This is a genomic window from uncultured Exiguobacterium sp., assembly GCF_964277885.1.
Taxonomy (GTDB): Bacteria; Bacillota; Bacilli; order Exiguobacteriales; family Exiguobacteriaceae; genus Exiguobacterium_A.
On the sequence record NZ_CAXYJR010000005.1, the window covers coordinates 1,717,014 to 1,743,685 of the forward strand.

Below are 26,672 nucleotides of genomic sequence, written 5' to 3' on the forward strand. Positions count from 1 at the left end.
TTGTCATTGTTGTGCGATTGGTACAACGATTTTGCTTTTTGAGATGACATGTTTTGTCTCGACATCATTATTTTTGATCAACCAGTTGACGTATTCTTCATCTGACATCGAACCGTCATTGTAAACTTCTGCAATTTGTTCGACTGTAGCGTTCTCATCGACCGTAACGGAAGCGGTCATCAATTGCGCTACCTTTTCATCCGGACGTGGTATGAGTAAAAAGATCACGAAGGCAATACTTAAGGCATAGAAGAGAATTGAAAAAGCATGAGTACGAATCGAATGAATCATCATGAATCCCTCCAAATATGAAATGAATGAGTTAGAATAAATGTTCTCGGAACAATTGTTCGCATAACTCATAATAAACACAGAACCCGTGTTCGGTCAACACAAAATGTCGAACAATTGTTTGTACGCTCATTTGTTCTATGTTATAGTGAATCTAGAAACATATATTCTTACATTTCAAACTTCAATCCAGAAAGAGGTGGCAATTCGTATGCGGAAAATGTCTAAGCGCCAACAAGAGATTCTCGACTACATCGTCTCTGAAGTGAAACTGAAGGGGTATCCACCATCAGTTCGTGAAATCGGAGAAGCAGTCGGACTCGCGTCTAGCTCGACGGTACACGGTCATTTGGATCGACTCGAGAAACGGGGAATGATTCGCCGTGACCCGACGAAACCACGTGCGATTGAGATATTGCTTGATAAGCCTGAAGAAATCACGGAAGCCATTGTCCATGTTCCCGTCATCGGGAAAGTCACAGCGGGCCTTCCGATTACAGCGATTGAAAATATCGAAGAACAGTTCCCGCTTCCTGCACATTATGTAGGAAATGAAACAGTCTTCATGTTGACGATCGATGGTGAATCGATGATTAACGCAGGTATTCTTGACGGCGATCGTGTCATCGTACGCCAACAAAACACAGCAGAAAACGGAGAAATCGTCGTAGCTATGACCGAAGATAGCGAAGCGACGGTGAAACGGTTCTTCTTAGAAGATCAACAGGTACGTCTACAACCAGAAAATGACTCGATGGATCCGATGTATTTCGATAATGTCTCCATTCTTGGTAAGGTAATCGGCGTGTATCGGACGATTCATTGACGGAGGGACCAGTTACGACTGGTCTTTTTTCATGCCTTCAGGAAATGTACATGATACCGTCAATACCGTCGCATTGACGGGTTACGTTGCGTATTCGGTCGCAACGCAACAAACGGATTGGTTACCGACCGCCATCGGCATCGCTGTCGGTACCCTTTGGTTGTCACCCGACCTCGATTTAAAATCAGAACCCTATTATCGTTTCGGACCATTTCGAGTTCTGTGGATGCCGTATGTCAAGATCATGCCCCATCGCTCAATTTGGTCACACGGATTGATCATCGGGGATGTCATTCGACTCCTTTATAGCGCTGCACTTGTGATCCCCTTATTATTTCTCAGCTTGTATTTTCAAATCATCGCGTCAGAGACCATCGATTCTTGGTTCGCTTCCCTGCCTGCGTTTGTCATCGGCATCATGATAGCGAGTACGATTCATATTCTACTAGATTATTCCAGTAGTTGGTTTCGACCTAAAAAAAGAAAAAAGCGTCGTCGTTAACACCTCTTTTGCTTGCTTGCAGGCAAGACGAGGTGTTTTCTTATCCACTTTTTCGTATCTTTAAACATCAAAATAAAAAATTTCCATTCCTATATTTCAATTATATGTATTGAAAACGTTCTCAAATCGGAGTAATTTAAAGTAGAAAGACCATTATCTGCTTTAATCCAAAGGGAGGGTTTTTGCATGAATAACTTTGTACTAGAAATGATCGGTACGATGATCCTCATTCTGCTCGGGGATGGTGTCGTCGCCGGTGTCGTCTTGAAAAAGACGAAGTCGGAAAACAGCGGATGGATCGTCATCACGTTCGCTTGGGGTCTTGCCGTCATGACAGCAGCATTCGTCGCTGCTGAGAGTGGTGCGCACTTGAACCCAGCTTTAACGATTGCACTTGCTTTGAACTCTGATTTACCATGGGCAGACGTTCCTGTCTACATTGCCGGACAACTTGTCGGAGCTTTCATCGGCGCCATTCTCGTTTGGCTTCATTACATGAAACATTTTGAAGCGACTGATGATCAAGCTGCAAAACTTGGTGTGTTCGCAACGGGTCCAGCAATTCGTCATACACCGTCGAACTTGATTTCTGAAATCATCGGGACATTCGTTCTCGTCTTCGGAATCTTGGCACTCGGTTTAACGACATTTGGTGATGGCTTAAAACCACTCATCGTCGGTTTACTCGTCGTCGTCATCGGTCTATCGCTTGGTGGTACAACAGGGTACGCCATCAACCCAGCCCGTGACCTTGGACCGCGTATCGCGCATGCCATTCTACCGATTCCGAATAAAGGTTCCTCTGACTGGGGCTACTCATGGATTCCAGTCGTCGGTCCAATCATCGGTGGAGCGCTTGCCGTGTTCATCTATCAATTGATCTACTAATAAGATCACGTTTCACTAACACATACCGCTCAAGGGGGATTTCGAAATGGAAAACAAGTATATCCTAGCACTCGACCAAGGTACGACAAGCTCACGTGCGATCATCTTCGATCACGATGGGAAAATCGTCAACTCGGCACAACGGGAATTCAAACAATACTTCCCGCAACCAGGCTGGGTCGAGCATGATGCAAACGAAATCTGGGGTTCGATTCTTGCTGTCATGGCAGAAGCACTCGGAACAGCAGATATCAAACCTGAGCAAATCGCTGGAATCGGCATTACGAACCAACGTGAAACGACGGTCGTCTGGAACAAAGAAACAGGCAAACCCGTTTATCATGCACTCGTTTGGCAATCACGTCAAACGTCTGGTATCTGTGATGACTTAAAAGAACAAGGCTTAAACCAGAAGTTCCGTGATAAGACAGGACTCTTGATTGATGCCTACTTCTCTGGTACGAAAGTCAAATGGATTCTCGACAATGTTGAAGGTGCGCGTCAGCAAGCGGAGAACGGTGAATTACTCTTCGGTACGATCGATACGTGGCTCGTTTGGAAACTGTCTGGTGGAAAAACGCACATCACGGACTACACGAACGCTTCACGAACATTGATGTATAACATTTATGAACAAAAATGGGATGAAGAGTTACTCGATATCCTCGGTGTTCCTGCATCGATGTTGCCAGAAGTTCGTCAATCGAGTGAAGTCTACGATAAAACAGTACCGTATCACTTCTTCGGTTACGAAGTGCCAATTGCCGGAATCGCTGGTGACCAACAAGCTGCACTCTTCGGTCAAACATGCTTTGAAGCAGGTGAAGGTAAGAACACATACGGAACAGGTTGTTTCATGCTCATGAATACGGGTGAGAAAGCTGTTTCTTCTGATAACGGACTCCTGACGACGATTGCTTGGGGCGTTGATGGAAAAGTCGAATATGCGCTTGAGGGTTCTATTTTCGTCGCTGGTTCTGCGATCCAGTGGCTCCGTGATGGACTCCGTATGTTGAAGCACGCCAAGGATTCAGAAGACTACGCAACGAAAGTCGATTCGACAGACGGCGTTTATGTCGTTCCTGCCTTCGTTGGTCTTGGTGCGCCGTACTGGGATTCAGATGTTCGTGGAGCAATCTTTGGATTAACACGCGGAACTGATAAGGAGCACTTTGTTCGGGCAACGCTTGAATCACTCGCTTACCAAACACGCGACGTGTTGACAGCAATGGAACAAGATTCTGGTATCGAACTGAAGACACTTCGTGTCGATGGTGGTGCTGTAGCTAACAACTTCTTGATGCAGTTCCAATCGGACATCCTCGGTGTTCCTGTCGATCGTCCAGAAATCAACGAAACGACAGCACTCGGTGCAGCCTACCTTGCTGGATTAGCCGTCGGTTACTGGAAAGATAAAGCGGAAATCAAACAACAATGGAAGCTGGATCACCAGTTCAAACCAGAGATGAAAGAAGACGATCGTGAACAACGCTATGCTGGATGGCAAAAAGCGGTGGAAGCAACAATGATCTTCAAGCCATCGAAATAAGACAATTAACCCGGTCCCTTTTGCAGAGGGACCGGGTTTTTGATATCCGATGGTATAAAAAAGCCCTCTTGGCTTTATTGCAAAGAGGGCTTTCATCAATTATTTACCGAATTCTTTTTTCAATCCGTCTTCAATCTCGTCAACGGATTTGGATTGACCGCTTAGGACTGCCGCTAAAAACGCACCTTCGACGAGTGGTGCATCGATAAACCGAACCGTCCGTTCGCCACTGTATAGTTCAAGTGCCAGTTCCGTGTTCATCGTCGCAGAACCGATATCCGTTAAGACGACTCCATCATCGTCTAGCGTATTCAGTGTTTCTTCGATTCGCGTCGCGTCCGTTCCAATGCTACCGTCTTCAAGACCGGCTGCTATTAAGACCGTCGTATCCGGCGCCATTTCTGCCAACAGTTCCTTTAGTCCAGTGGCAAGTTTTTCACTATGGGAAACGAGTACAAGATTAACCATGAAGCACCTCCGCGATTTCGCCGAGCAACAATGCACTCGATAGACTACCTGGATCTTGGACGCCTTCCGTCGCTTCACCGAAGTAAGATGCGCGTCCTTTCGTTGCGATGCGCGCTTTCGTATCAGCAAGCGCTTGATCGATTGCTGCTTTCAAATCCCATTCTTGCGAAAGCGCCTCTTGGAACGGTGTCCAGATATCGACCATCGTCTTTTGACCAAATTCTGATTTCCCACGAGATTTAATACCTTCCGTCGCTTCATGGAAAGCATCCGCGAGTTCTGCACCTTCGACTTCTGTTTTTCCTTTGAACGCACCAGCGAACTTAACGAAGGCCGTGCCGTACAAAGGACCGGATGCTCCACCGACCGTCTTGATTAGCGTCATCCCGACTTCTTTCGATAGAGCCCCTAAGTCCTCATATTCACCATGTTCTTCTAACGTCTTTTGGACTGCTTGAAAGCCTCGTGACATATTGATCCCGTGGTCCCCGTCACCGATTTCCCGGTCAAGGTCCGTCAATTCATCCTTGTGCTGTTCAATCTGTTCCGCTGCTTTGATAAGTGCGCTTCGCAACTGTTCCGTCGTCAACTTCATCTTTGTACACCCCGTTTATCTAAATTAGAATCCAATCGCTTTCGTTTCTGCATCGAGATAACCGAGCAGTTCATTATCTACTGGTAAGAGCGTGATTGAGAATCCGTGCATCTCGAGCGACGTCATATAGTTTCCGACGAACGAACGGGCAATCTCGTAACCATGTGCCTGAAGTTCTTCCGCGACGTATTTATACGTGATATACAGTTCGGATTCTGGTGTTCCACCCATCCCATTCACCATGACGGCGACTTTTTTGTCTGGTACCTCTTTCGTCAGACGATCGAGCAACTCTTTGACGATCGCATCAACGGAAGCGACAGCTTTTCGTTCGAGTCCTTTTTCGCCATGAATCCCGATTCCGATTTCCATCTCGTCATCATGCAACTCAAAGCCTGGCTTGCCACTCTCCGGCATGTAACATGGCGAGAGTGCCATTCCGATCGAGCGAACGCCCTTGATTACTTTTTCAGCAACTGCCTTGACTTCACTCAATGATTTCCCTTCTGCAGCCGCAGCTCCGGCAATCTTATGGACGAAGACCGTTCCCGCAACACCACGACGATCCTCTTCCTTTTTGATCGCGATGTCATCATTGACGATGACCGTGTCGACTTCGATGTCCTCGAGTTCAGCGAGTTCCTTCGCCATATCGAAGTTCATGACATCACCCGAGTAGTTCTTGACGACAAGGAGGACACCTTTTCCGCCATGGGCTGCCTTGATACCTTCAAGCACCATGTCCGGTGTCGGTGACGTGAAGACTTCCCCACAAACAGCCGCTGCAAGCATACCGTCACCAACGAATCCAGCGTGCGCCGGTTCATGCCCACTTCCCCCACCAGAAACGAGTCCGACTTTTCCATCGAGCGGTACTTTCCGCGCGACGACATTGACCCCTTCGACCTTTTTATACAAATCAGGGTGAGCTAATACGAGTCCGTCGACCATGTCTGAAACGAACCGGTTTGAATCTTTCATTAATTTGTGCATGAAAAACGCTCCTTTACCTAACTGATTTTGCCGTACCACTTAGTCTTTACCACCAAATCAAGTCGAATATGTCGAAAAAAATGATGAAAATATTGACCAGTTGGTGACGATATCCCGCATGAATGCTATGCTCTTAAAAAAGAGGAGGAATCGAATGTCATCAGCCTTTCAAGCAGGTGTCCGTGCCTGTCTACCCACTGTCCTCGGATATATCGGCATCGGCTTCTCAGCCGGGATCGTTGGTCGTGCCTCCGGCTTATCCCCTCTTGAAGTCGGATTCATGTCCGTCTTCATCTATGCCGGCGCCGCTCAGTTCATCATCACGAGTCTCTTACTATTAAATAGTCCTGCTTCTGCCATCATTCTGACGACGTTCATCGTCAATCTCAGGCACTTGTTAATGAGTCTGACGCTTGCGCCACATGTTGAGACACGTCATCTTCGCGACCGCCTCGGTACCGGAACGCTACTGACGGATGAGTCGTTCGCTGTCGCGATGAACACTGCCCAAAAAGAGAAGCTCTCCCCGTCCTTCATGAATGGCTTGAATCTGACTGCTTACTTTAGTTGGATCGTCGCAACCGTACTCGGCGCCTTTGTCGGCAGCTGGTTACCAGATCCCGAGCGCTTCGGTCTCGATTTTGCCCTGACAGCGATGTTCATCGGCTTATTGTACTTACAGTTTGAAGGGGAACGTTCCCGTATTGCCGTGAATAGTTTTCTTTTACTGATTGTCTTACTATTGCTTTACATAACCATGCGCTACTTTTCTCCAGAAGTCGCCGTTCTTTGCGCGACGCTCGGTGGTGCAAGTATAGGAGTCGTGATCACACGATGGAAATCCGCCCAGAATTAATTGCTCTTTTTTTAGCTTGTGGACTCGTCACTTGGACTCCACGCGTCTTACCGTTTCTCGTCCTTCATGGACTGACGTTACCGCGTCTTGTAACAGAATGGCTCTCGTTCATTCCGATTTGCCTGCTTGGTGCCCTCTTTTTTCAGAATCTCCTCATCGCTCAAGATGAGGCATTTCCGACGGTTTCGACGCTTCATGTCTTCGCAGCATTACCGACGATGGCGGTCGCGGTTTTCAGTAAAAGTTTATCCTGGACGGTCGTGACTGGTGTCGTCACCATGGCGTTTCTAAGATTATATCTATAAGCAAGTCATTCTTCTTTAGTCTATTTCGATGCATCTTTTGTGTAATCCTTAATATAGAAATAAATTGGATGGTGAAGGAGGTCTTGATATGCCAAATAAGCAGTTTATACCCTATTTGATATTGCTGTGCACCATCTTTGTAATCGCGAGTCAAATGGATCTACCTTATCTGCTAAAACAAGGACTGATTATGTTGTACGTCATCGCCTATTTCTGTACGCTGATGGTTTCTCGTAAAACGGAGATCAGGAATCATAAACAATGACTCGAAAAAATCTCCTCTGGTCTTGAGAGACTGGAGGAGATTTTTGTGTTCACGTATTTGCTTGTACGTCCTGATAATCCGATTGATGTTCAAACTCTTTTTTCGCAAACGGACATAACGGTAGCAGTTTGACGTTTGCTTCCCGTGCCCAGTTGACGATCTCGGCAACGAGTTGTTCCCCGATCTGTTGATTGCGGTGCGCGGGATCGACATACGTATGATCGATGATCCACATGCCGTTATTCGTATCGCTGTAAGTGATTTCCCCAATCACTTCCCCTTCCTGATGGGCTTCGATTTTACGTTCCGCTCGTTTCAGCTCCATTCGCTTCCCTCCGTTCGTAAGATAAGGCACCGCTCGGACAACCGTCGACGACGCGCATGACGTCTTCAACCGGTGCACCGTCCGCTTCAATCCAAGGACGCCGCTTGACATCAAAGACAGTTGGTAGACTTTGTACACAATGACCAGAGTGAATGCAGACTTCCGAATCAAAATAGACCGTGATCTCTTTGCCTTCATATCCTTTTTTCATAATGTATCGTCTCCCTTTCTTTGTACTCTTGTATCTTTCCACATTCTTGACTCAATCCCTGTCGGCGCTATGAAAAAAGCACTTCCGGACAGAAGTCCAGAAGTGCTTGAGTTGGATTAGAACAAGACCATGTACTGATCGCGTTCCCATTCCGTGACTTGCGTCCGGAACATATCCCATTCGATTTCTTTCAATTCGACGAAGTGCTCTGCGATGTGATCGCCGAGAGCGTGCATGACGACGTCATCCGCTTTCAAGACTTCAAGTGCGTGGCTGAGTGTTGATGGAAGATCATCAATTCCGTTCGCAACGCGTTCCGGTTTGTCCATGACGTAGATGTTACGGTCGATTGGAGCCGGTGCTTTCAAGTTGTTCTTGATTCCGTCAAGACCTGAAGCGAGCAATGTCGCAAGCGCAAGGTACGGGTTCGCTGCTGGGTCGACTGAACGAACTTCGATTCGAGTCGAGAGTCCACGTGCTGCAGGAACACGGACGAGTGGTGAACGGTTACGTGCTGACCATGCCACGTAGCAAGGTGCTTCGTAGCCAGGAACAAGACGTTTGTATGAGTTGACTGTCGGGTTACAAACCGCTGTGAACGCACGAGCGTGTTTGAGGATACCTGCCGTGAAGGCACGTGCATCATCCGACAATTGCATGTCTTCGTTGCCTTCATCGAAGAAGACGTTCTCGTTGCCTTTGAAGAGCGACATGTTCGCGTGCATTCCTGATCCGTTGACACCGAAGAGTGGTTTTGGCATGAATGTCGCGTGCAAGTTGTGCTTCGCAGCAATCGTCTTGACGACGAGTTTGAACGTTTGGATGTTATCCGCTGTCGTGATCGCATCCGCATATTTGAAGTCGATTTCGTGCTGACCTGGAGCAACTTCGTGGTGTGATGCTTCGATTTCAAAGCCCATGTTCTCGAGCTCGATGACGATCTCTTTACGGCAGTTTTCTCCAAGGTCGACTGGTGCGAGGTCGAAGTATCCACCTTGGTCGTTCAATTCAAGTGTCGGACGACCTTTTTCATCTTTCTTGAAGAGGAAGAATTCTGGCTCTGGTCCAACGTTGAATGATGAGAAACCGAGCTCTTCCATCTCTTTAAGTACCCGTTTGAGCTGACCACGTGGGTCTCCTGCGAACGGCGTGCCATCCGGATTGTGAATGTCACAGATTAAACGTGCAACTTTCCCTGTTCCATCTTCTGTCCATGGGAAGACGACCCATGTGTTCAAGTCTGGGAAGAGATACATATCTGATTCTTCGATCCGGACAAATCCTTCGATCGATGAACCATCGAACATCATTTTGTTATCAAGTGCTTTTTCCAATTGGCTTACTGGAATCTCAACGTTCTTGATCGTTCCGAGGATATCTGTGAACTGTAAGCGAATAAAGCGTACATCCTCAGCTTTAGCGATTTTCAAAATGTCTTCTCGTGTAATGTTGCGACGTGTCATGTGACAAATCCCCTCTCCGATTCGTTTTTATATGGTTACAGGTCCTTACTTGAAGAAACGTCCGAGCTCACCTTGGATGAGCGACGTCTTTCCATGTCGTCCTGCTTCCTTCAATTCATTTTTCAGGAGTTTATACAATTCGCCGTCAGATAGTTCCGGACGCGTCTCGACGACGCTCTCCGCAACGCGTTCGCGTTTGACGAGATCGTTTTCAAAAATCAATTTGATCCCTGCGATATTCAGTCCCTGATCCAGGTATTCCTTGATCGACAACAGACGATCGACATCGTTGAACGAATAGAGGCGACGCTTCGTCTCTGTCCGCTCCGGTTTGATCAGTCCTTGTTCTTCATAGTATCGGATCTGGCGGGCAGATAGCGCGGTCAACTCTTGAACGACTCCGATGGGAAATAGTGGCTTGGACTGGCGTGATGAGTCTGCCATGTGGTTCCTCCTTTTTCCTTACTCCATGAGAATAAACCTCTGTCAGGCAACTTGTCAAGCGATGTAAGAAAAGTTAACACAACTTTTTTTAATCGCTTTACATGAAGTCGTTCAGAGGTCTTTTCACGAGATATTCTAGTATTAAACGTTTTTTTCTGGAATTAATTGTTTTTCCATCAAGTGATTGACGGCTGAGATGATGGCAATCTTGACGTGGCTATACGTCAAACCACCTTGGACGTACGCAGTATAGGGCGCACGGATCGGACCGTCCGCTGATAACTCAATCGATGAGCCTTGTACGAATGTTCCTGCTGCCATGATGACATCATCCGCATATCCCGGCATATAATCCGGAATCGGTAGCGCATGCGCATTGACGGGTGAAGCCGCTTGAATCGCCTGACAGAAAGCAATCATCGGCTCCGGTGCATGGAACGAGACCGATTGAATCAAATCCGTCCGTTCTGCCGTATGGTGTGGTGCCGTATCAAAGCCAAACTGACCAAGCATGCTCGACGTGAACATCGCGCCCATCAACGCTTGACTGACCGTATGAGGTGCCATATAGAAGCCTTGATACATATCTGGAAGTGCCGATAACGACGGACCGGCTTCAGCGCCAATTCCTGGTGTCGTCATCCGGAACGACGCTCGTTCAATCAAGTCGGTCCGACCGACGAGATAACCGCCGGTCTTCGCAAGACCGCCACCCGGGTTTTTGATCAACGACCCTGCCATTAAGTCCGCTCCGACGTGTGTCGGTTCAATTGTCTCGACGAACTCACCGTAGCAGTTATCAACGAAGATCAAGACGTGCGGATGGACAGCTTTGATGGCGGCGATTGCTTCACCGATCTCGTTGACCGGCAGACTGCGTCGCGTCGCATAGCCTTTTGAACGCTGAATCCCGACGACCTTCGTCTGTGGCGTGATCCGTTCGAGAACAGCCGGTACGTCGATCGTCTCGGCATTTTTCATCTCGACGACATCATACCGTACGCCCAGTTCCTTTAATGAACCGCGTCCGTCACCACGAATTCCGACAATCTCTTCGAGCGTATCGTATGGTTTTCCCGTGATATAAAGCAATTCATCGCCTGGCAATAACAAACCGAACAATGCGATACCGATTGCATGGGTTCCGCTGATGATCTGCGGACGACAAAGACCCGCTTCCGCACCGAAGACATCGGCATAGATCCGTTCGAGCGTATCGCGTCCTTCATCGTTGTAGCCGTAACCTGTTGACGGCATGAAGTGAAAATCACTGACTTTGTGACGTCGGAACGCATCGAGGACACGGAATTGATTGTATTCCGCGACCTCTTGCGCCTTCTTGACGTACGGGGCAATCTGTTCCTCCGCCCGATCAATGAGCGGACGGAGCGTTTCGTAATGGGTTAATTCTGAAAACATGTTTACACCTCGTATTGTTTCAATGTCGCGTATAGACGCGTATCTTTCCGCAAGTAACCTTTTAAGATGACGGAACCATCTTCTTCGAATGATTCCTTCAAGTTCATCATGACTTCCTTCGCCGGATTGTAATGGGCAAAACCGTCAACCGGAATGCGGATCTCGAGATACTCGAGGATTTCACTGATCGAGCGTTCGATTTCTTCGATCAAACGCTCGATGTCCTGCGGATCAAGGGCAGAAATCAACAGCTTTCCGCCTGTGAACAAGCGGTTCAGTTGATCTTTTTTGTTGTAGACCTCGAGCTGCGGAATGTCACCGGCACCGAGTTCATCGAGGACATCGTTCGTCGTCTGCATCTGATTCAAGTAATGCTCACTCGATGCATCAACGACGTGGAGGATCAAGTCGGCTTCCAGCACTTCCTCGAGGGTCGAGCGGAACGCCGCGATCAACTTCGTCGGGAGATCTTGGATGAAACCAACCGTATCCGTCAGGAGGATTTGCCCGCCTTCCGGCAAATCGACTTGACGTGTCAACGGATCGAGCGTCGCGAACAACTCATCCTTCTCGTATGTGTCGGCTTGTGTCAACCGGTTGAAGATCGTGGATTTGCCGGCATTCGTATATCCGACGAGCGCGATTTGGAACGTCTGGTTCTCTTTGCGACGTTCTCGGTAACGGGCACGGTGGGCGACGGATGTCTCGAGTTGTTTTGAGATCTCATCGACGCGACGACGGATATGACGGCGGTCCGTCTCGAGTTTCGACTCACCTGGTCCACGTGTTCCGATTCCGCCGCCAAGACGTGACAGTTGTGTGCCCTGCCCGGCTAGGCGTGGTAACAGATAACTCATCTGTGCCAGTTCGACTTGTAATTTCCCTTCGCGCGACTGGGCACGTCCAGCGAAGATATCGAGGATCAACTGCGTCCGGTCGATCAATTTGATGGCTTCCGGATCCGATAAGGCGATTCGGATATTTTTCATCTGACCGGGCGTGACCTCGGCATTGAATATGATTAAATCAGGTTCAAGTTCGTCCGCTAAGGCAACGAGTTCTTCAACCTTTCCTTTTCCGATGAACGTACGGCGGTCAATCGCTTGTCGTTTTTGATCCAAACGACCGACGACGACACCATGCGCAGTCGTGACGAGTGCTTCGAGCTCCGCGACCGATTCTTCATAGACATGGTCCGGGACACCGGGGAGCTGGCAACCAACGACGATGACGCGTTCTGACATAATATCATTCCTTTCACGAGTAAAGACGTACTGCGCCCCTTATCATACCACAGCCACCGGTTCGTCTGAACTTTTTTGGACAGGAAACATCCGTTCGGTTTATGATGGAAGAAACACCATGAGGAAAGGGAGGAAAACGATGGCACGCGAACAGTCGTATACGCTTCCAGAGTTCATTGAACGCTACCTGTTTTATCTAACAACAAGTGGACGGCAACTTTCGACCGTCCGACGCTATCGCTATGATTTAATCGAAGTCCATCGCTATATGACGGATGTCGATCAACCACTCGAGACAATCGACGATTTCAAGGCGATTTCGATCGAGACGTGGAAGACGTTCATCAATGAGTACTTGATCGAAGAGAAACTCTACCAACAAGCGACGGTCGCTCGAATTGTCACTGTTATCAATCAAGTCAATTACCAGATTCGGCAAACGAAAGCGAAGCTGATCGAATACGCACAACCGACGCACGAACTGACGGCAAAACATGTCGCTTCTTTTAAGGAATACGAGCAATTGGTGCGGACGAATCAATCTGATCGTGGATTGACGGAACATCAATTGAAGGCACGTCCGTTTTTAATCGATCGAAACGAACTGATCCTTCGATTGTTTTATCGCTACGGCTTACGTGTTCATCACATCATTGGTTTGAAGATGCATGACCTCAATTTCGCCCAGCAAGAGATGACCGTCCACGACCGACTCGGCAATCGTTACCTGCTTCACCTCGAGCGGGAGGATCAAGACATCATGCTGCGTTACTTGAAGACAATTCCGGAACCGGTCCGCCCGCGTTATCACAGCACCGATCCCTTTTTCGTCGCCTTTGACTTCGCCCGGATGACGTTCCGCTGGGTCTACAGCAAGAATGCACCGAAGCAACTGTCGATCGTCATGATCACGAAGATGATGCGTCAGCTGAATGAACGGTCGGATAATAAACGGATCTTGACGCCGTCGATGTTACGCAACAGTTTCATTCTAAAAACGTATCAGGACGAGATGACGAAGGAAGAACGTCTGCAGAAGACGTGTCTTTATAAGGATGTCTCACTTCGACGTTATGAAGAGGCAGTCGAGGAACTGACACCATTACTGTAATGATACGTTTATGATGGAGTGAAGCAGCTATTATTTTTGCTTCACTTGCAAAGCGTCACACCTGAATGACGCCTAAAAAAAGACGACCCCCCGGTCGTCTTTTTCATTAGCGAGAGACTTCTTGTGTCTCTTCTTGCTCATATAACGTCACGTTGCGCGCTGGTGCGAACGTCGAGATTGCGTGTTTATAGATCAATTGCTGTTTGCCTTCCGACTCCAAGATGACTGTGAAGTTATCGAATGACTTGATCAGCCCCCGTAATTGATATCCGCTGATTAAGAAAACCGTTGTCGGGACTGCATCTTTCCGTAATTGATTTAAAAAGACGTCCTGAATGTTGTATGTCGCTTTCATGATTCCCCGTGCCCCCTCTTTTTATCTGTTTCTGTCTTCGGGCAACTCTTATTTAACCGCTTTCAGAAACTCTACAGTTCTATCATAGATAATTTTGAACGTTTCTTCAAATGAAAACTTTCCCATATCTACCCAAACGCCATCAAATTGATGACGGAACCACGTCAATTGACGTTTGGCAAAACGTCGCGTGTTTCGTTTTAGCATGTCGACGGCAGGTTCAAGTGGTGCCCCGTCAAGAACCGGTAACATTTCTTTATAACCGATTGCTTGCAGCGCCTTCGTTTGTCGATACCCGGCAGCGTTTAGGCGCGCTACTTCTTCTAGAAGTCCACTAGCGACCATCAAATCTACCCGCTGATCGATTCGGTCATACAAGCGATCGCGGTCTTCCATGTGTAAGACGAACAACAGACTCTCGTAAAGTGCTGGCTTACTACCAGTCGTTTGTGTCTGACCCGTCCGCGCGACCTCAATCGCCCGAACGACTCGCTGAATGTTATTCGGATGAATCGCTTCAGCGCGCACCGGATCGAGTTCTTTCAACTGGTCATGCAATGCATTCGCTCCATGTGTCGCCGCATACGCTTCGAGTTCAGCCCGTAAGGCTGGATCCTCCGCCTGCTCGGTGAACTGGTAATCATATAAAATCGACCGGATATAAAGCCCTGTTCCACCGACGATGATCGGTAACTTACCACGACTCGCGATCTCATCGATCGTCGCTCGGGCAACCGTCTGAAAGCGCGCTACACTCATCTCGTCGTCTGGTGTGACGAGATCAAGCAAGTGGTGCGGCACACCTTCCATCTCTTCTGTCGTCACTTTTGCTGATCCGATGTCCATCCCTTGATAGACTTGGACGGAGTCTCCCGATAAGACTTCTCCGTTTAGTCGTTTTGCTAGTTCAATGCCTGTCTTCGTTTTTCCGACTGCCGTCGGTCCGACGATGACGATGACTGGTTGTTTCTTCATTTTTTCTCACCCATTCTCTATCTTTTCGTTCTGCTTCGAGTGTACCATAGCCATTTACTCGGGTTAAAAAAATCCATGAAAAAAACCGCCCACTCGGACGGTTCACGTTTACTCGTCTTATACGCGACGGATGAAATCGTCGTAGATGGCACTAAAAATGCACCACCCACAAATGACGACGCCTGTCAGCATGATGCCCCAATCTGCCATGGTCGTTCCTCCTCTAGTCATCGTTATTCTCTCTTTTGACTTTTTGAACAGTTTGTAAACCCTTTCGAGCAGGTTTGACACCAATTCTTGGAATCAGTATGATAAAAGTACGATTGGTACGTAGCGCGGAGGCTGACCTGCATCGGCTTCCTATTAGAGGCACTGCCTCTCGATTCCATGTCTTGTGCTTGCACGAGGCGACATAGGAAGATTTCCTTCTTCCACAGAACAGGTCCGGCATCATGCCCGGGCCTGTTCTTCGTGTTAGGCGATTATTTCGAAAGGAGGTGGTTTTCGTGCGCATTCAAATCATTGGTGGGTCTGGCACCGGAAAAAGTACACTAGGCGCCTTCATTGCACAATCCGAAAGGATTGCGTGGATTGATACTGACCATTATCTCTGGAAAGATACGAAGTTCACTGAAAAACGTGACGTCTCCGAGCGATTTTCGATGTATGAAGCCGATATACTGTCTTACCGTGACTATGTCGTCTCAGGTTCCGTCTTCGCCTGGCACCCGGATGGTTTCACCAATCGAGACTTGCTTGTCTTCCTGTCGCTCGACGAATCGATCCGGATGGAACGGCTCATCGCACGCGAAGCAGCACGTTATCCTGACTTTTCAGGATCCAATGAGTTCCTCGACTGGTGCCGGACGTATCATACGGCGAAGGACCCCAAGATGATTGGCACGTTCGCGGAACACCAACATCAAATGGAACGGTCGGTTTCTCCTGTTCTGATACTCGACGCTTCGTTACCGACGCAGCTTCAGTATCAAAAAATAATGGAAACATACGACAAACCGCCTTACAAATAATGAAAAACGGGTCCGCCTTTTCAGGTGGACCCGTCTGTCTTAATACATATCTTTTTGCGTGAAGTTCCAGAAGGCAACGATTAGTGCCGCGACCGTCCAACAACCGAGGACAGCAAGCGAGAACGGAAGTGTCATTCCTTCGATGGGTGGGGCTTGACCGTCGAGGTAGTTAATCAACCCAAAGTTGACGTTGACGAGATATTTCGAACTCGTCCAGCTCGAACCGAGTGTCGTCAGTAACGTACCGGAAATCAAGACTGCCATCATGATCCCGATTCCGGTCGCTGTGTTTTTGACGAGAACAGAAACCATCAAGGCGATCGTTCCGACAACAGCTGTGACGATCCAGGCTAGACCGACCGCCATTAATAGATATTCCCACATCGGTAACGTATGCACGAATTCGGTTGAAAACGTACCGCTCGGTGAGGCTTGGAATCCGGTCAAGATCGGTGCGGTCCAGCCGTCATAGCCGAGGACGATCCCAGATATCGCATAACAGACGACGACGGTCAATGCCATCAGCATCGATGTATAAAGTAACACCGTCAACCATTTCGCCATGAGAATCTTCCAGCGCCGGACCGGTCGCGACAGCAATGTCTTGATCGTTCCGTCATTTTGTTCCCCGCTGACGATATCCGCCATGATGACGATGATGAACAGTGGTAAGATCAGCGTCAATCCTTGCGAGAAGAATATCCGAATGAACGTCGGGGCTCCCGGATAGTTTGGGTTGATGTCGTTATCGAGATAGTACTGATTTTGTTTTAAATCAAATTCCAGGAACTGACGGAACTCGTCTTGAATACTGCTAGAAGCAAGTCGGTTCTGTGTATCGACGATATCTTGTTGAAGCTCAACCCGCCAATCAAGTGTTCCTTGCTTTTTGATCTGCTCTTGAATGTCTCGGTACTGTGCGTACGTAAACATTGAGACGAGGACAACAAGGATGATCGCAACGACAGCAAAACGACGCTTCGAAGCGATTTTCGTGACTTCATTTCGGACGAGACCGACCATGTTCGGATTACGCAATGTGATCGCCTCCCGTTAATGTGATGAACAGATCTTCAAGCGTCTGGACTTTTCGTTCAATCGTCCAGACTTCGACACCTGCTTCGAGCAGCTGCTTATTAAGTGCCGGGGTTTTACTAGCATCCATCAAAGTATGGACCGTATTCGCATCGACGACTTCGGATACTTGGACTAAATCAGAAGCCGATAAAATCTCGTTCGCCTTGAAGGCATCATCGACACGCCAGTCAACGCCAGGAGCAAGCGACTCGACTAGTTCCTTGACCGTTCCGACTTGGACGATTTTACCGTAACTCATGATCGCAACACGATCGGCGAGCATCTCGATTTCAGCGAGGATATGACTCGAGACGAGGACCGATAGTCCCGTTTCCTCGACGAGCCGGCGGATGAATTGACGTAAATCCCGAATTCCCATCGGATCGAGACCATTCGTCGGTTCGTCGAGAATCAAGACGCTTGGTCGTCCGAGTAATGCTTGTGCGATGCCAAGACGCTGACGCATCCCGAGCGAATATGTTCGGACTTGATCGTCGACCCGCGCCGTCAAATCGACGAGATCGATGACTTCTTGAATCCTTGCCTCGTCGACATTCGGTAACATCCGGGCGAAGACTTGTAAATTTTCGCGACCCGTCAAATATTTATACAACTCCGGGTTCTCAACGATCGAACCGATTCGCTCCATCGCTTGGACGAACTGTTTACGGACGTCGAAGTCACAGACTGTGATTTTACCGGACGTCGGTTTGATCAGTCCGACGAGCATCCGGATCGTCGTCGTTTTCCCTGCCCCGTTCGGTCCAAGGAAGCCGAAGACCTCACCCGGTTGAATTTCAAACGAGATATTATCGATGATCGTCTTTTTTCCGATCACCTTTGTTACACCTTCTAATTTCACTGTTGGTTTCACGTCTCTCACCTCTTATTGTCTATTCTAGCGGAATAATGAATCATTTGACTTGTCAGAACACTTCATTTCCGCACATTCTTTCAACATTTGCTACAATCAGGATAGAACCTAGAAGGAGGAACGTTCATGAAGCGATTACGCTGGCCCCTGTTTTTAACCGTTTCACTCTTACTGACCGCGCTGTTCGGTTACGGTTTCGTCAACGCCTATAGTGACGTCGTCAAACCACCGAAGCGTGCCGTCCTCACACCGACGAAGGAAGAACCTGTCAAAAAAGGCGGAACGTACGTTGCGCTTGGTGATTCCTTGACGCGTGGTGTCGGAGCATCGAACGGTAATAGTTATGCTGCTCTTGTCGGACGCGACCTTGTCAAAGCGAACACGGTCGAGCGTTTCCAGAATCTTGCTGTCAGTGGTGCCCGGACGGAAGATTTATTGAAACAACTCAAACAAAAAGAAGTACTACGTTCGATCAGTCAAGCGAAAGTCATCTCGGTGACGATTGGTGGGAATGACTTGTTCAATCGTGGCGAAGGTGTCTCAAACTTCAATGCGAAGAAAACGGCTGCAACGATTACGAAAGCCCAAGACAATTTGAACAAGACATTCCGGATCCTGCGTGAACAAAACCCGGATGCTGTCATCTTCTATGTCGGACTCTATAATCCTTTCCGCGCGACGGAAAACGGTGAAGCGTTCGATGCAATCGTACAAGACTGGAATGCTAAATCCCGAACGCTAGGGATCGAATATGACGTCGAGATCATCGACACGTTCAATCTCGTCCGCGACGTCAAACGTGATTTATCAAGCGACCAGTTCCATCCGAACGACTCTACCTACGAAGAGATTGCAAAAGCCGCATTACTTGCTGTCAATAAACGTTTCTAAAACAAAAAGCCGCCCAAGTGGCGGCTTTTTGTTCCGATTCATTTCAGACGTTTCGCAAGTGAGACGAGGCCCCATTGGAGCGGCAACCGTGTCCAAAGCAACCAAGACGGAAGACGTTTTCCATTAATCGGCTTCGGATTGACAGCCATGTTGACGTTTGCCGGTAATACCGCGTACAAGAAGGCAGGTAGCGTCTTACGGACGAGATGTACTCCTTTTCCTGTCAACAGCATGAGACCGTAAGCGATCTCGATGACACCTGTTACTTGGACGAAGAAGCGTTTGAACGGAATGAACGACGGCATGATGCTGACGAACCCCTTCTCGTTGCGGAAATGACCAACTCCCGCAAACAGTAATCCAGCTCCATAGACTAGACGTAATAGCATGATCTTTCACTCTCTCTTTCTTTCCACTTTACGGATTCTTTCGAAACAGTTTCAGTGTATCGAACTGACCCGATTATCTCAACTTTTAGAAATTGTCGTCGAATTATGGGGAATGATGAGTCATTTCGGAATGTCTCCCGTAATCAGGTGATAAGTCACTTCATTTGCTATGATGAAGTCAGAAATCATACAGGAAGGGATGACGACTTATGGCTGGAAAAACAAAAGGACTACTACCTGGATTGACTGGAGGAATCATCGGTGCCGTTCTGACGGCGACGATTGCGTTTCCAATCTTGCTCGACCAAGAACAACAGGTCGCGGATACACCACTCTCAAACGGGATGCCGAAACAAGTCTCGACGACATCAAATGATCCAGTGACGAATGCAGTCGCCACTGCCCAGAAATCCGTCGTGACGGTAACAAATTATCAAACTGGTAATTCGATGTCACAAAAAGAAGCAGCTGCCGGCTCAGGATCTGGTGTCATCTATAAAAAGGAGAATGGAAAAGCATACATCATCACGAACCATCACGTCGTTGATGGCGCATCGAAACTCGATGTCACGCTTAACAACGGCAAAACACTGAACGCTAAATTACTCGGTAGTGACGAAACGTATGACTTAGCTGTATTAGAAGTCGACGCAAACGATGTTCCAGGCGTCATCACACTCGGTAAATCGGCTGACTTAAAAGCCGGACAGACCGTTCTAGCGATCGGTAATCCGCTAGGTGAATTCCAAAACTCCGTTACCCGCGGAATCGTCAGTTCAAAAGACCGGACTGTACCGGTCGATACGAATAACGATGGTCAAGACGACTTCAATACGACGGTCATCCAGACGGACGCCGCTATTAATCCTGGTAACTCTGGTGGTGCCTTGATCAATGAACAAGGGCAACTCGTCGGCATCAACTCGATGAAAATCGCTGAGTCGGGTGTTGAAGGGGTCGGTTTCAGTATTCCAATCGATGATGCGTTACCAATCCTTAAACAACTTGAGACGAACGGTAAAGTTGAACATCCAACACTTGGTGTTTCCTTACAAGATGTCTCCGCATTTCCTGCCGGTTATCTAAAAGATCAAGTCAACTTACCAGACAGTCAAAAAACAGGTGTCGTCGTCATGTCCGTCGAACCGAACAGTCCAGCTGCTGCCGCTAAACTGAAAACAGGTGACGTCATCACGAAAATCAACGACTCTGAGATTAAAGGGTTCGTCGACATCAAAACGGCACTTATCAAATCAGACGGTCCACTTTCATTGACGATCATTCGTGACGGAAAAACGATGACAGTGGAAACCAAAACAACAACGACCGACCAGCTGTAAACCTTCAGTCTGACGTTTCGTTCGCCTTCCTTTTCGGGTATTGTTTTAGAACAATATCGAATTGGGAGGCTTTTTCTATGTATGACTTAATTGGCATCGGTATTGGTCCGATGAATTTAGGGTTGAGTGCACTCGCGCATCCGACGGAATTAAAGACGTTATTTTTTGACGAAAGTGAACAATTTTCCTGGCATCCCGGTATGATGATCCAAGACTCGATGATGCAGACAAGCTTCATCTCCGATCTCGTCACACTTGCTGATCCGACGAGCACTTTTTCTTACCTCAATTACTTACGGTCGATCCACCGTCTTCATACGTTTTACTTCTACGAAAAACTTCTAATCTCAAGACAAGGTTACAATGATTACTTACGTTGGGTTGCGACACAGCTTGACGATTTACGATTTTCAACCCGTGTCGTCGATGTGCAAGACACTGGTGATAGTTTCGAGGTCCTCGTCGAAGATGTCACGACCGGTAAACGGGAAACCTTCGAAGCACGAAACGTCGTCATCGGAACCGGTTCAAAACCTGCGATTCCGGACACGTTTGACGAGCGTGTCATTCACAATACGCAATATGTCATGAAAAAAGCAGAATTGCTACAACGAAAAAAAATCAGCATCGTCGGATCTGGTCAAAGCGCTGCCGAGATCTTCCTCGATCTCTTGACGACACCTGCTCCAGAGCGTCCTGAACTCGAGTGGATCGCGCGTTCGACACTGTTTGAGACACTCGAGACCGGCAAACTCGGCGAAGAAATTTTTTCACCGAGTTATGTGACATACTTCAATCAGCTCCCACTCGCAGTTCGACAAGAGTCGGTCAAGAAGTTCGCCCGTTCTCAGAACGGCATCAGTCCTGAGACTTTACAATCAATCTATGCTCACCTTTATGATTTGACGGAAGAGGAACAGCAAAAAGTCGCGATTCGCGCGAATCTTGAAGTGAAAGAGATCACGTACGATGAACGGTTCACGATCGCGATGAAACACCAAGAACTCAATGATGAACGTTCGTCTAAAACAGATGCTGTCATCGCGGCGACCGGTTTTTCGCCATCCCTTCCAAGCTTCATTGATCGACTTGATATCGTGTTCGAAGCACCACATGCTTGGAAAGTCGATGCGGACTACCAAATCGTGCGTTCGACCGAGACGGCACATCATCTGTATGCAACCGCTAACTTAGAATTATCACATGGTCCAGCAGCTGACAATCTCGGCATGTCCGTCTCACGGAACCAATTGATCTTAAACGCGGTCGCGGGTACGGAACTTTATCCGGTCGAACGACATGCGACGTTTACGACGTTCGATTAAGTCACTTGAGGATAAACCAAACGAACGAGGAATGGCATGCGCCACTCCTCGTTCGTTTTCATTTACGGTTTTTTCGTCAACTCGAGTGCCGCAAGTAATAATAACGTAGCCTGAACCCGTGTCACTCCTGATTTAGCTAGTAAGAGATGAAAGGCAATCAACCAGTTGACCTCATCTGAAAAACGATTCCGTGCCCGTTCCCGGTCGACGATGCGGGTCACGTAAATCCAGTCGACGCGTTCCATCGATGGTAGTAATGCAAGGAGTGGCATCAAACGATCCCAAATGATGATTTCGCGCCGTTCTAACAGCTCCCTCCACGCAATGATTCGTTCCTGTTGTGCTGACGCATCCGGATGCGAAGCTAAGATTTGCGCTGTAATGACACGTTCGCTCGTCCGTTCCATATATTGCGCGAGCCATTCTTCCGATGTATCGACACGCTCTAAAAATTCCTCTGGTAATGGCTGCTGTTCAAGCAAGGTCGATGTCACGACATACTGTTTCGCAGCATTTAGATGAGGTCGTGTCGCATGCAAGCGTTCCATGTAGGGAAAGGCATCAATACCTTGTCGACGGTTCAGCACTTCGTTCAGTGCAAAGAAGGGCCGGACTCCTTTATCACGAATCAATCGATGTTTAATCTTCTTTTCCGCAACGATGATTTCTTCGATGAGGACATCAGGATCCGTGCTATTGAGTTGCACATGGGCAACGAGCAACGGTGTATAGCGACTCCGAAGCGCTGAAAAACGCGTTGTCTTTTGTTTGATCGTTCGCATCAGACGTTCGTAGACAGTCTGCTCAAAGACGGTATCGTGAATGGTATACGACAGCGCAAAAAAACGATGGAAATCATGTGACGTCTCTTCCCGCAAGACGGGATAACTCTCGTCGTAGTTTTCACAGAATTGACCGTACATCTTTCCACCTCACCTTCTTTTCTATAAATCGTTTTCCCTAAAATTAGTTTACACAACCTTATTTTTGAACGAACAAAAAAAGCAACGGAACATGTCCATTGCTTTCCCTTCTTCAAAATCGATTCACACTCGTTGTCTCTCTAACAGACGGGAGAAGTAACCACCTTGATCCATCAACTCGTCATGCGAGCCTTCTTCGACGATTCCGTCTTTCGTGACGACGAAAATCTTATCGGCATTTCGGATCGTTGCTAAGCGATGGGCGATGACGAGTGTCGTCCGGTTCTCAGACAACTCGGCAAGTGATTCTTGAATCAGTGCTTCCGTTTCCGTATCAAGCGCAGACGTTGCTTCATCGAGAATCAGAATCGGCGGGTTCTTCAGGAACATCCGTGCAATCGCGAGTCGTTGCTTTTGTCCACCCGACAGTTTGAGTCCGCGTTCGCCGATTTGTGTCGCATATCCATCAGGTAGATCCGCAATCATCGGACCGAGATGAGCACGTTCTGCTGCTTGCACGATGTCTTCTTGCGTCGCATTCAGATCACCGTAAGCGATGTTTTCAGCGATCGTCCCTGAGAACAAAAAGACATCCTGTTGGACGATCCCGATTTGTTGCCGCAGAGACTCCTTCGTCATCTGCCGGATGTCGATTCCATCAATCGTGATGGCTCCGTCTAAGACATCATAAAAACGTGGGATCAATGAACAGATTGTCGTCTTCCCTGCTCCCGATGTTCCGACGAACGCGACGGTTTGACCTGGTTCGACTGCCAGATTGATATTCTCTAGAATAAGACGATTGGCTTCATAACCGAACGCGACATCCTTGAACACGATGCCACCATTCAACCGATCAACAACGAGTGCGTCTGGCACATTCGGAATCGATTCATCTTCATCAATCATTGAGAGGAATCGCTTAAATCCGGCCATTCCTTTCGGGTACATCTCAAGCAATGCCGTGATCTTATCGATTGGCTTCAGCAGGATATTCATATAGAGAATGAAGCCGACGAGTTCCCCTGCAGACAAGGAGCCACGGTACGTCAAATAGGCACCGACGACTAAGACGGCGAGCGTCATCAAACGGGTTGTCAAGTAGATGCCGGATAGACTCTTACTCATGACCTTGTACGCATTAATCTTTGACTGCCGGAACGTCGCGTTGTCTTTTTCGAAACGCTCGATTTCGTAAGCTTCGTTTGTGAACGACTGGACGACGCGGACACCGGAGACGCTGTCCTCGACACGTGAATTGACTTCCGCGATATTCCCATACATCCGGTCCCACGATTTATTCATTCGGACGTTCGCATAACTGATCAACCAGATCAGGAACGGTACGGCGATGATCGTCACGAGGGCAAGCGGAACGTTGATCGTCAACATGATCGAGAATGCACCAAGCAATGTCATGACGGCAATGAAGGCATCTTCCGGACCGTGATGGGCAAGTTCCCCGATATCAAACAAGTCATTCGTGATCCGGCTCATGATATGCCCCGTCTTCGTATTATCAAAGAAACGGAACGACTGTTTCTGAACATGGCTGAACAGTTGACGACGCATATCGGTCTCGATGTTGATTCCGAGCTTATGCCCAAAATAGTTGACGACAAACTGCATCAACGTACTGATGATGTAAAGTGCTAATAGTCCGACGCTGACGAGAATGATCCAGTTCATCTCACCGTTTGGCAACAAGGAGTCGATGAACCACTTGACAGCGAGTGGAAAAGCAAGTTCTAACACCCCGACGAATAAGGCAGATATGAAATCAAGCCAGAATAATCGTTTGTGCGGGATATAATACTGATAAAAACGGCGTAACATGTGTAGCCTCCTTCCGAATACTCCTAGTGTACTCGAACTTTTTTGAAAATACTGTATCGAACTATTCATTTTTGCTTAAAACAATCGCATAGTTTTTTAGAGTAAAAATATATTTTAAAATCAGGGGAATCGTCATTTTTTATGACAAAATGGTAACAACGATTTTTACCTATTTCTATTGGAAGGAGCTATGTCACGTGAAGAAGACATTTCTCGCTCTCACGACGATTGCTTTGATCAGTTCAAGCGGACCTGTCTCTGCTGCGTCAACGACTTTAACTTTGACGGATAACGTCAACATTCGCTCGGCTGCCTCAACTTCCGCAAAGGTCATCACGACACTGAAAAAAGGGACAAAGCTGGCAGCAGTTAAGAAAGTCAACAGCTGGTACGAAATCCGTTACCAGTCAAAACCAGCCTTTATCACTTCAGCATACGTCAAAGCGACGACAGTAAAGACTACGACATCAACGACCTACATAACGAATACCGATGCTGTCAATGTCCGTCAACAAGCAACGACGAGCTCAAAATCACTCGGCAAACTCGCAAAGAACAGCGTGTTGACTGTTAAGAAAAAATCTGGTGATTGGTATCAAATCACGTATAAGAAGCAAGTAGCTTTTATCCATGCATCATTAGTTGATAAAAAGACAGTGAAAGTAACGTCTACGTCAAAACCTGCTACGACGACACCCGTCAAGAACGTCATTAAAGCGGTTGATCGTTCGAAGGTCTATACGGTTAACGCAAAGGAAGGACTAAACGCACGGACTGCCGCAGCGACAAGCGCTAAAATCTACAAAACATTACCACACGAGACGATTCTTGATGTGACAGGTGCCGTTGATTCGTGGTACCAAGTCAAGCTCGACGGAAAAGAAGCGTATGTTGCCTCAACCTATGTCAAAGTTTCAACAAAAGCTTCGCCACCAACAACACCGACGACTCCCGGAGTCTCTGTGACGCCGGTTGATGCTTCGAAGACGTATCGCGTCAATGCACCGACAGGACTGAATGTACGTACGCTACCCTCAACATCTTCAAACATCTTCACACAAGTCGCGCATGCGTCAACTGTCAACGTCACAGGTGAAACGACAGGAAAAGATAGCGGCTGGTATCAGATCAAGATTGGAACAGGACTCTACTATGTCGCAAAAAGTTATATCACGACGGGCTCCGTCACGACGACGCCTCCGGTCACACCACCACCTGTGACATCCGTCCCTGGTTCGACATTGATGGAACGCGCGATCTCAATCGGGCAACAATATCTCGGAACCCCTTACGTTTGGGGATCTAGTAATCCAGTCAACGGTGGATTCGATTGCTCTGGCTTCGTCAATTATACGTTGAATGCCGCTGGCTATTCTGTCGGACGGACGAACGTCAACGGTTACTGGAACGATGACCGGTATCTTGGGGCGAAGCTTTCGAAGCTGCGTCAGCCAGCACGCGGCGATATCATCTTCTTCGAAAACACCTATGCTGCTGGTCCAACACATATCGGCATCATGCTGAACAATGATCAGTTCATTCATGCGAATGAACCTGCTCTAGGTATCAGTCGTCTTTCAGAGCGCTACTGGACTCAAAAACTGTTAGGCTTTAAATCACTTTAAGGCATCCTTCATCCATCCTTCGGGATGGATGTTTTTTTGTGTTACCACTTTTATTTGGGATATACTGGATATAGAAAGGATGTGTCTGCTTGTCTTACAAAACATTTTATGTCCGACTTCTCTTTCTTGCCTTATTAATTTTTGGTGGTTCGATGTTCTTGCATTATATCCAGACGGGGGACGTCTACATCGGGCATCTCGTCGTTTCGACACTTGCATGCGTCTTATTGATTTTCAGAAGAACGACATCCTCACGCGAACAGGCATGAAACGCAC

At 47.8% G+C, this 26,672-nt stretch carries 30 protein-coding genes; 13 read left to right on the forward strand and 17 right to left on the reverse strand.

What is annotated here, in order from left to right; genetic code table 11:
- Positions 1 to 3: 3 nt before the first annotated feature.
- Entirely contained in the window at positions 4 to 291 is a 288-nt protein-coding gene (locus ACHWTJ_RS10870; protein WP_394679705.1) for a hypothetical protein, read from the reverse strand.
- Positions 292 to 502: 211 nt separating this feature from the next.
- Between ACHWTJ_RS10870 and lexA the strand changes: the two genes are divergently transcribed.
- From lexA to glpK, 4 genes are all read left to right on the forward strand, one after another.
- Positions 503 to 1,117 carry a transcriptional repressor LexA gene (gene lexA / locus ACHWTJ_RS10875; protein WP_023467770.1) on the forward strand — a complete coding sequence of 205 codons (615 nt, stop codon included), beginning with the start codon at positions 503 to 505 and terminating at the stop codon, positions 1,115 to 1,117.
- A gap of 31 nt (positions 1,118 to 1,148) precedes the next feature.
- Positions 1,149 to 1,619 (forward strand): metal-binding protein, encoded by a 471-nt coding sequence (locus ACHWTJ_RS10880; protein ID WP_394679706.1) that lies wholly within the window; start codon positions 1,149 to 1,151, stop codon positions 1,617 to 1,619.
- Between the two features lie 186 nt (positions 1,620 to 1,805).
- Positions 1,806 to 2,507, forward strand: a complete 702-nt coding sequence (locus tag ACHWTJ_RS10885; RefSeq protein ID WP_294742395.1) for an MIP/aquaporin family protein — start codon at positions 1,806 to 1,808, stop codon at positions 2,505 to 2,507.
- A gap of 46 nt (positions 2,508 to 2,553) precedes the next feature.
- Entirely contained in the window at positions 2,554 to 4,056 is a 1,503-nt protein-coding gene (glpK, locus tag ACHWTJ_RS10890; RefSeq protein WP_294742397.1) for a glycerol kinase GlpK, read from the forward strand.
- Between the two features lie 99 nt (positions 4,057 to 4,155).
- Here the strand turns inward: glpK and dhaM are convergent, their stop codons facing one another.
- From dhaM to dhaK, 3 genes are read right to left on the reverse strand one after another with little or no spacing between them, the layout of a single operon-like run.
- Positions 4,156 to 4,524 carry a dihydroxyacetone kinase phosphoryl donor subunit DhaM gene (gene dhaM / locus ACHWTJ_RS10895; RefSeq protein WP_294742400.1) on the reverse strand — a complete coding sequence of 123 codons (369 nt, stop codon included), beginning with the start codon at positions 4,522 to 4,524 and terminating at the stop codon, positions 4,156 to 4,158.
- Entirely contained in the window at positions 4,517 to 5,119 is a 603-nt protein-coding gene (dhaL, locus tag ACHWTJ_RS10900; RefSeq protein WP_394679707.1) for a dihydroxyacetone kinase subunit DhaL, read from the reverse strand. The genes dhaM and dhaL overlap by 8 nt, the downstream gene beginning before the upstream one ends.
- 24 nt (positions 5,120 to 5,143) lie before the next feature.
- On the reverse strand, positions 5,144 to 6,112 hold the full coding sequence (gene dhaK / locus ACHWTJ_RS10905) for a dihydroxyacetone kinase subunit DhaK (RefSeq protein ID WP_294742420.1): 969 nt from the start codon (positions 6,110 to 6,112) through the stop codon (positions 5,144 to 5,146).
- Between the two features lie 154 nt (positions 6,113 to 6,266).
- On the opposite strand from dhaK, the gene ACHWTJ_RS10910 reads away from it, so the two are divergent.
- The gene (locus ACHWTJ_RS10910; protein ID WP_394679708.1) at positions 6,267 to 6,968 is read left to right on the forward strand and encodes an AzlC family ABC transporter permease; all 702 of its coding nucleotides are present in this window, start codon (positions 6,267 to 6,269) and stop codon (positions 6,966 to 6,968) included.
- On the forward strand, positions 6,947 to 7,273 hold the full coding sequence (locus ACHWTJ_RS10915; RefSeq protein ID WP_394679709.1) for an AzlD domain-containing protein: 327 nt from the start codon (positions 6,947 to 6,949) through the stop codon (positions 7,271 to 7,273). The genes ACHWTJ_RS10910 and ACHWTJ_RS10915 overlap by 22 nt, the downstream gene beginning before the upstream one ends.
- Before the next feature lie 314 nt (positions 7,274 to 7,587).
- On the opposite strand, the gene ACHWTJ_RS10920 is transcribed toward ACHWTJ_RS10915, so the two are convergent.
- The 6 genes from ACHWTJ_RS10920 to hflX all read right to left on the reverse strand — a co-directional run bounded on the left by ACHWTJ_RS10920 (position 7,588) and on the right by hflX (position 12,644).
- Positions 7,588 to 7,863 carry a GNAT family N-acetyltransferase gene (locus ACHWTJ_RS10920; protein WP_035398130.1) on the reverse strand — a complete coding sequence of 92 codons (276 nt, stop codon included), beginning with the start codon at positions 7,861 to 7,863 and terminating at the stop codon, positions 7,588 to 7,590.
- On the reverse strand, positions 7,838 to 8,074 hold the full coding sequence (locus ACHWTJ_RS10925; RefSeq protein ID WP_058713286.1) for a (4Fe-4S)-binding protein: 237 nt from the start codon (positions 8,072 to 8,074) through the stop codon (positions 7,838 to 7,840). Before ACHWTJ_RS10925 ends, ACHWTJ_RS10920 begins: the two co-directional genes overlap by 26 nt.
- Positions 8,075 to 8,190: 116 nt before the next feature.
- Entirely contained in the window at positions 8,191 to 9,537 is a 1,347-nt protein-coding gene (gene glnA / locus ACHWTJ_RS10930) for a type I glutamate--ammonia ligase (RefSeq protein WP_023467759.1), read from the reverse strand.
- A 45-nt stretch (positions 9,538 to 9,582) separates the two neighbouring features.
- Positions 9,583 to 9,981, reverse strand: coding sequence for a MerR family transcriptional regulator (locus ACHWTJ_RS10935; RefSeq protein WP_023467758.1), 399 nt, complete (start codon positions 9,979 to 9,981; stop codon positions 9,583 to 9,585).
- 141 nt (positions 9,982 to 10,122) lie between these two features.
- Positions 10,123 to 11,400: an aminotransferase class I/II-fold pyridoxal phosphate-dependent enzyme gene (locus tag ACHWTJ_RS10940; RefSeq protein WP_394679710.1), complete on the reverse strand. Its 1,278-nt coding sequence runs from the start codon at positions 11,398 to 11,400 to the stop codon at positions 10,123 to 10,125.
- A 2-nt stretch (positions 11,401 to 11,402) separates the two neighbouring features.
- Entirely contained in the window at positions 11,403 to 12,644 is a 1,242-nt protein-coding gene (gene hflX / locus ACHWTJ_RS10945; RefSeq protein ID WP_034785946.1) for a GTPase HflX, read from the reverse strand.
- A 139-nt stretch (positions 12,645 to 12,783) separates the two neighbouring features.
- On the opposite strand from hflX, the gene ACHWTJ_RS10950 reads away from it, so the two are divergent.
- Positions 12,784 to 13,755 carry a tyrosine-type recombinase/integrase gene (locus ACHWTJ_RS10950; RefSeq protein WP_294742434.1) on the forward strand — a complete coding sequence of 324 codons (972 nt, stop codon included), beginning with the start codon at positions 12,784 to 12,786 and terminating at the stop codon, positions 13,753 to 13,755.
- A gap of 106 nt (positions 13,756 to 13,861) precedes the next feature.
- On the opposite strand, the gene hfq is transcribed toward ACHWTJ_RS10950, so the two are convergent.
- Positions 13,862 to 14,110 carry an RNA chaperone Hfq gene (gene hfq / locus ACHWTJ_RS10955; RefSeq protein ID WP_023467753.1) on the reverse strand — a complete coding sequence of 83 codons (249 nt, stop codon included), beginning with the start codon at positions 14,108 to 14,110 and terminating at the stop codon, positions 13,862 to 13,864.
- A gap of 48 nt (positions 14,111 to 14,158) precedes the next feature.
- Complete coding sequence (miaA, locus tag ACHWTJ_RS10960; RefSeq protein ID WP_294742436.1) at positions 14,159 to 15,085, reverse strand: tRNA (adenosine(37)-N6)-dimethylallyltransferase MiaA; 927 nt, start codon at positions 15,083 to 15,085, stop codon at positions 14,159 to 14,161.
- Between the two features lie 506 nt (positions 15,086 to 15,591).
- Between miaA and ACHWTJ_RS10965 the strand changes: the two genes are divergently transcribed.
- A complete protein-coding gene (locus ACHWTJ_RS10965; protein ID WP_394679711.1) occupies positions 15,592 to 16,116 on the forward strand; it encodes a shikimate kinase in 525 nt (174 codons plus the stop codon).
- Between the two features lie 39 nt (positions 16,117 to 16,155).
- Here the strand turns inward: ACHWTJ_RS10965 and ACHWTJ_RS10970 are convergent, their stop codons facing one another.
- Positions 16,156 to 17,154 carry an ABC transporter permease gene (locus ACHWTJ_RS10970; RefSeq protein ID WP_294742439.1) on the reverse strand — a complete coding sequence of 333 codons (999 nt, stop codon included), beginning with the start codon at positions 17,152 to 17,154 and terminating at the stop codon, positions 16,156 to 16,158.
- The gene (locus tag ACHWTJ_RS10975) at positions 17,147 to 18,067 is read right to left on the reverse strand and encodes an ABC transporter ATP-binding protein (RefSeq protein WP_023467748.1); all 921 of its coding nucleotides are present in this window, start codon (positions 18,065 to 18,067) and stop codon (positions 17,147 to 17,149) included. The genes ACHWTJ_RS10970 and ACHWTJ_RS10975 overlap by 8 nt, the downstream gene beginning before the upstream one ends.
- 126 nt (positions 18,068 to 18,193) lie before the next feature.
- Here ACHWTJ_RS10975 and ACHWTJ_RS10980 point away from each other — a divergent pair, with 126 nt between their 5' ends.
- Complete coding sequence (locus ACHWTJ_RS10980; protein WP_294742441.1) at positions 18,194 to 18,958, forward strand: SGNH/GDSL hydrolase family protein; 765 nt, start codon at positions 18,194 to 18,196, stop codon at positions 18,956 to 18,958.
- A 38-nt stretch (positions 18,959 to 18,996) separates the two neighbouring features.
- On the opposite strand, the gene ACHWTJ_RS10985 is transcribed toward ACHWTJ_RS10980, so the two are convergent.
- Positions 18,997 to 19,347 (reverse strand): hypothetical protein, encoded by a 351-nt coding sequence (locus tag ACHWTJ_RS10985; RefSeq protein ID WP_023467746.1) that lies wholly within the window; start codon positions 19,345 to 19,347, stop codon positions 18,997 to 18,999.
- Between the two features lie 209 nt (positions 19,348 to 19,556).
- Here ACHWTJ_RS10985 and ACHWTJ_RS10990 point away from each other — a divergent pair, with 209 nt between their 5' ends.
- A complete protein-coding gene (locus ACHWTJ_RS10990; protein WP_294747388.1) occupies positions 19,557 to 20,687 on the forward strand; it encodes a S1C family serine protease in 1,131 nt (376 codons plus the stop codon).
- 77 nt (positions 20,688 to 20,764) lie between these two features.
- Positions 20,765 to 22,012, forward strand: coding sequence for a lysine N(6)-hydroxylase/L-ornithine N(5)-oxygenase family protein (locus tag ACHWTJ_RS10995; RefSeq protein ID WP_394679712.1), 1,248 nt, complete (start codon positions 20,765 to 20,767; stop codon positions 22,010 to 22,012).
- Positions 22,013 to 22,074: 62 nt separating this feature from the next.
- Here ACHWTJ_RS10995 and ACHWTJ_RS11000 read toward each other — a convergent pair whose 3' ends face one another.
- On the reverse strand, positions 22,075 to 22,935 hold the full coding sequence (locus tag ACHWTJ_RS11000; protein ID WP_394679713.1) for a hypothetical protein: 861 nt from the start codon (positions 22,933 to 22,935) through the stop codon (positions 22,075 to 22,077).
- A gap of 123 nt (positions 22,936 to 23,058) precedes the next feature.
- On the reverse strand, positions 23,059 to 24,771 hold the full coding sequence (locus ACHWTJ_RS11005; protein ID WP_294742450.1) for an ABC transporter ATP-binding protein: 1,713 nt from the start codon (positions 24,769 to 24,771) through the stop codon (positions 23,059 to 23,061).
- A 197-nt stretch (positions 24,772 to 24,968) separates the two neighbouring features.
- On the opposite strand from ACHWTJ_RS11005, the gene ACHWTJ_RS11010 reads away from it, so the two are divergent.
- Entirely contained in the window at positions 24,969 to 26,396 is a 1,428-nt protein-coding gene (locus tag ACHWTJ_RS11010; protein WP_294742452.1) for a C40 family peptidase, read from the forward strand.
- Between the two features lie 89 nt (positions 26,397 to 26,485).
- Positions 26,486 to 26,665 (forward strand): hypothetical protein, encoded by a 180-nt coding sequence (locus tag ACHWTJ_RS11015; protein WP_394679714.1) that lies wholly within the window; start codon positions 26,486 to 26,488, stop codon positions 26,663 to 26,665.
- The last annotated feature ends 7 nt before the right edge of the window (positions 26,666 to 26,672 follow it).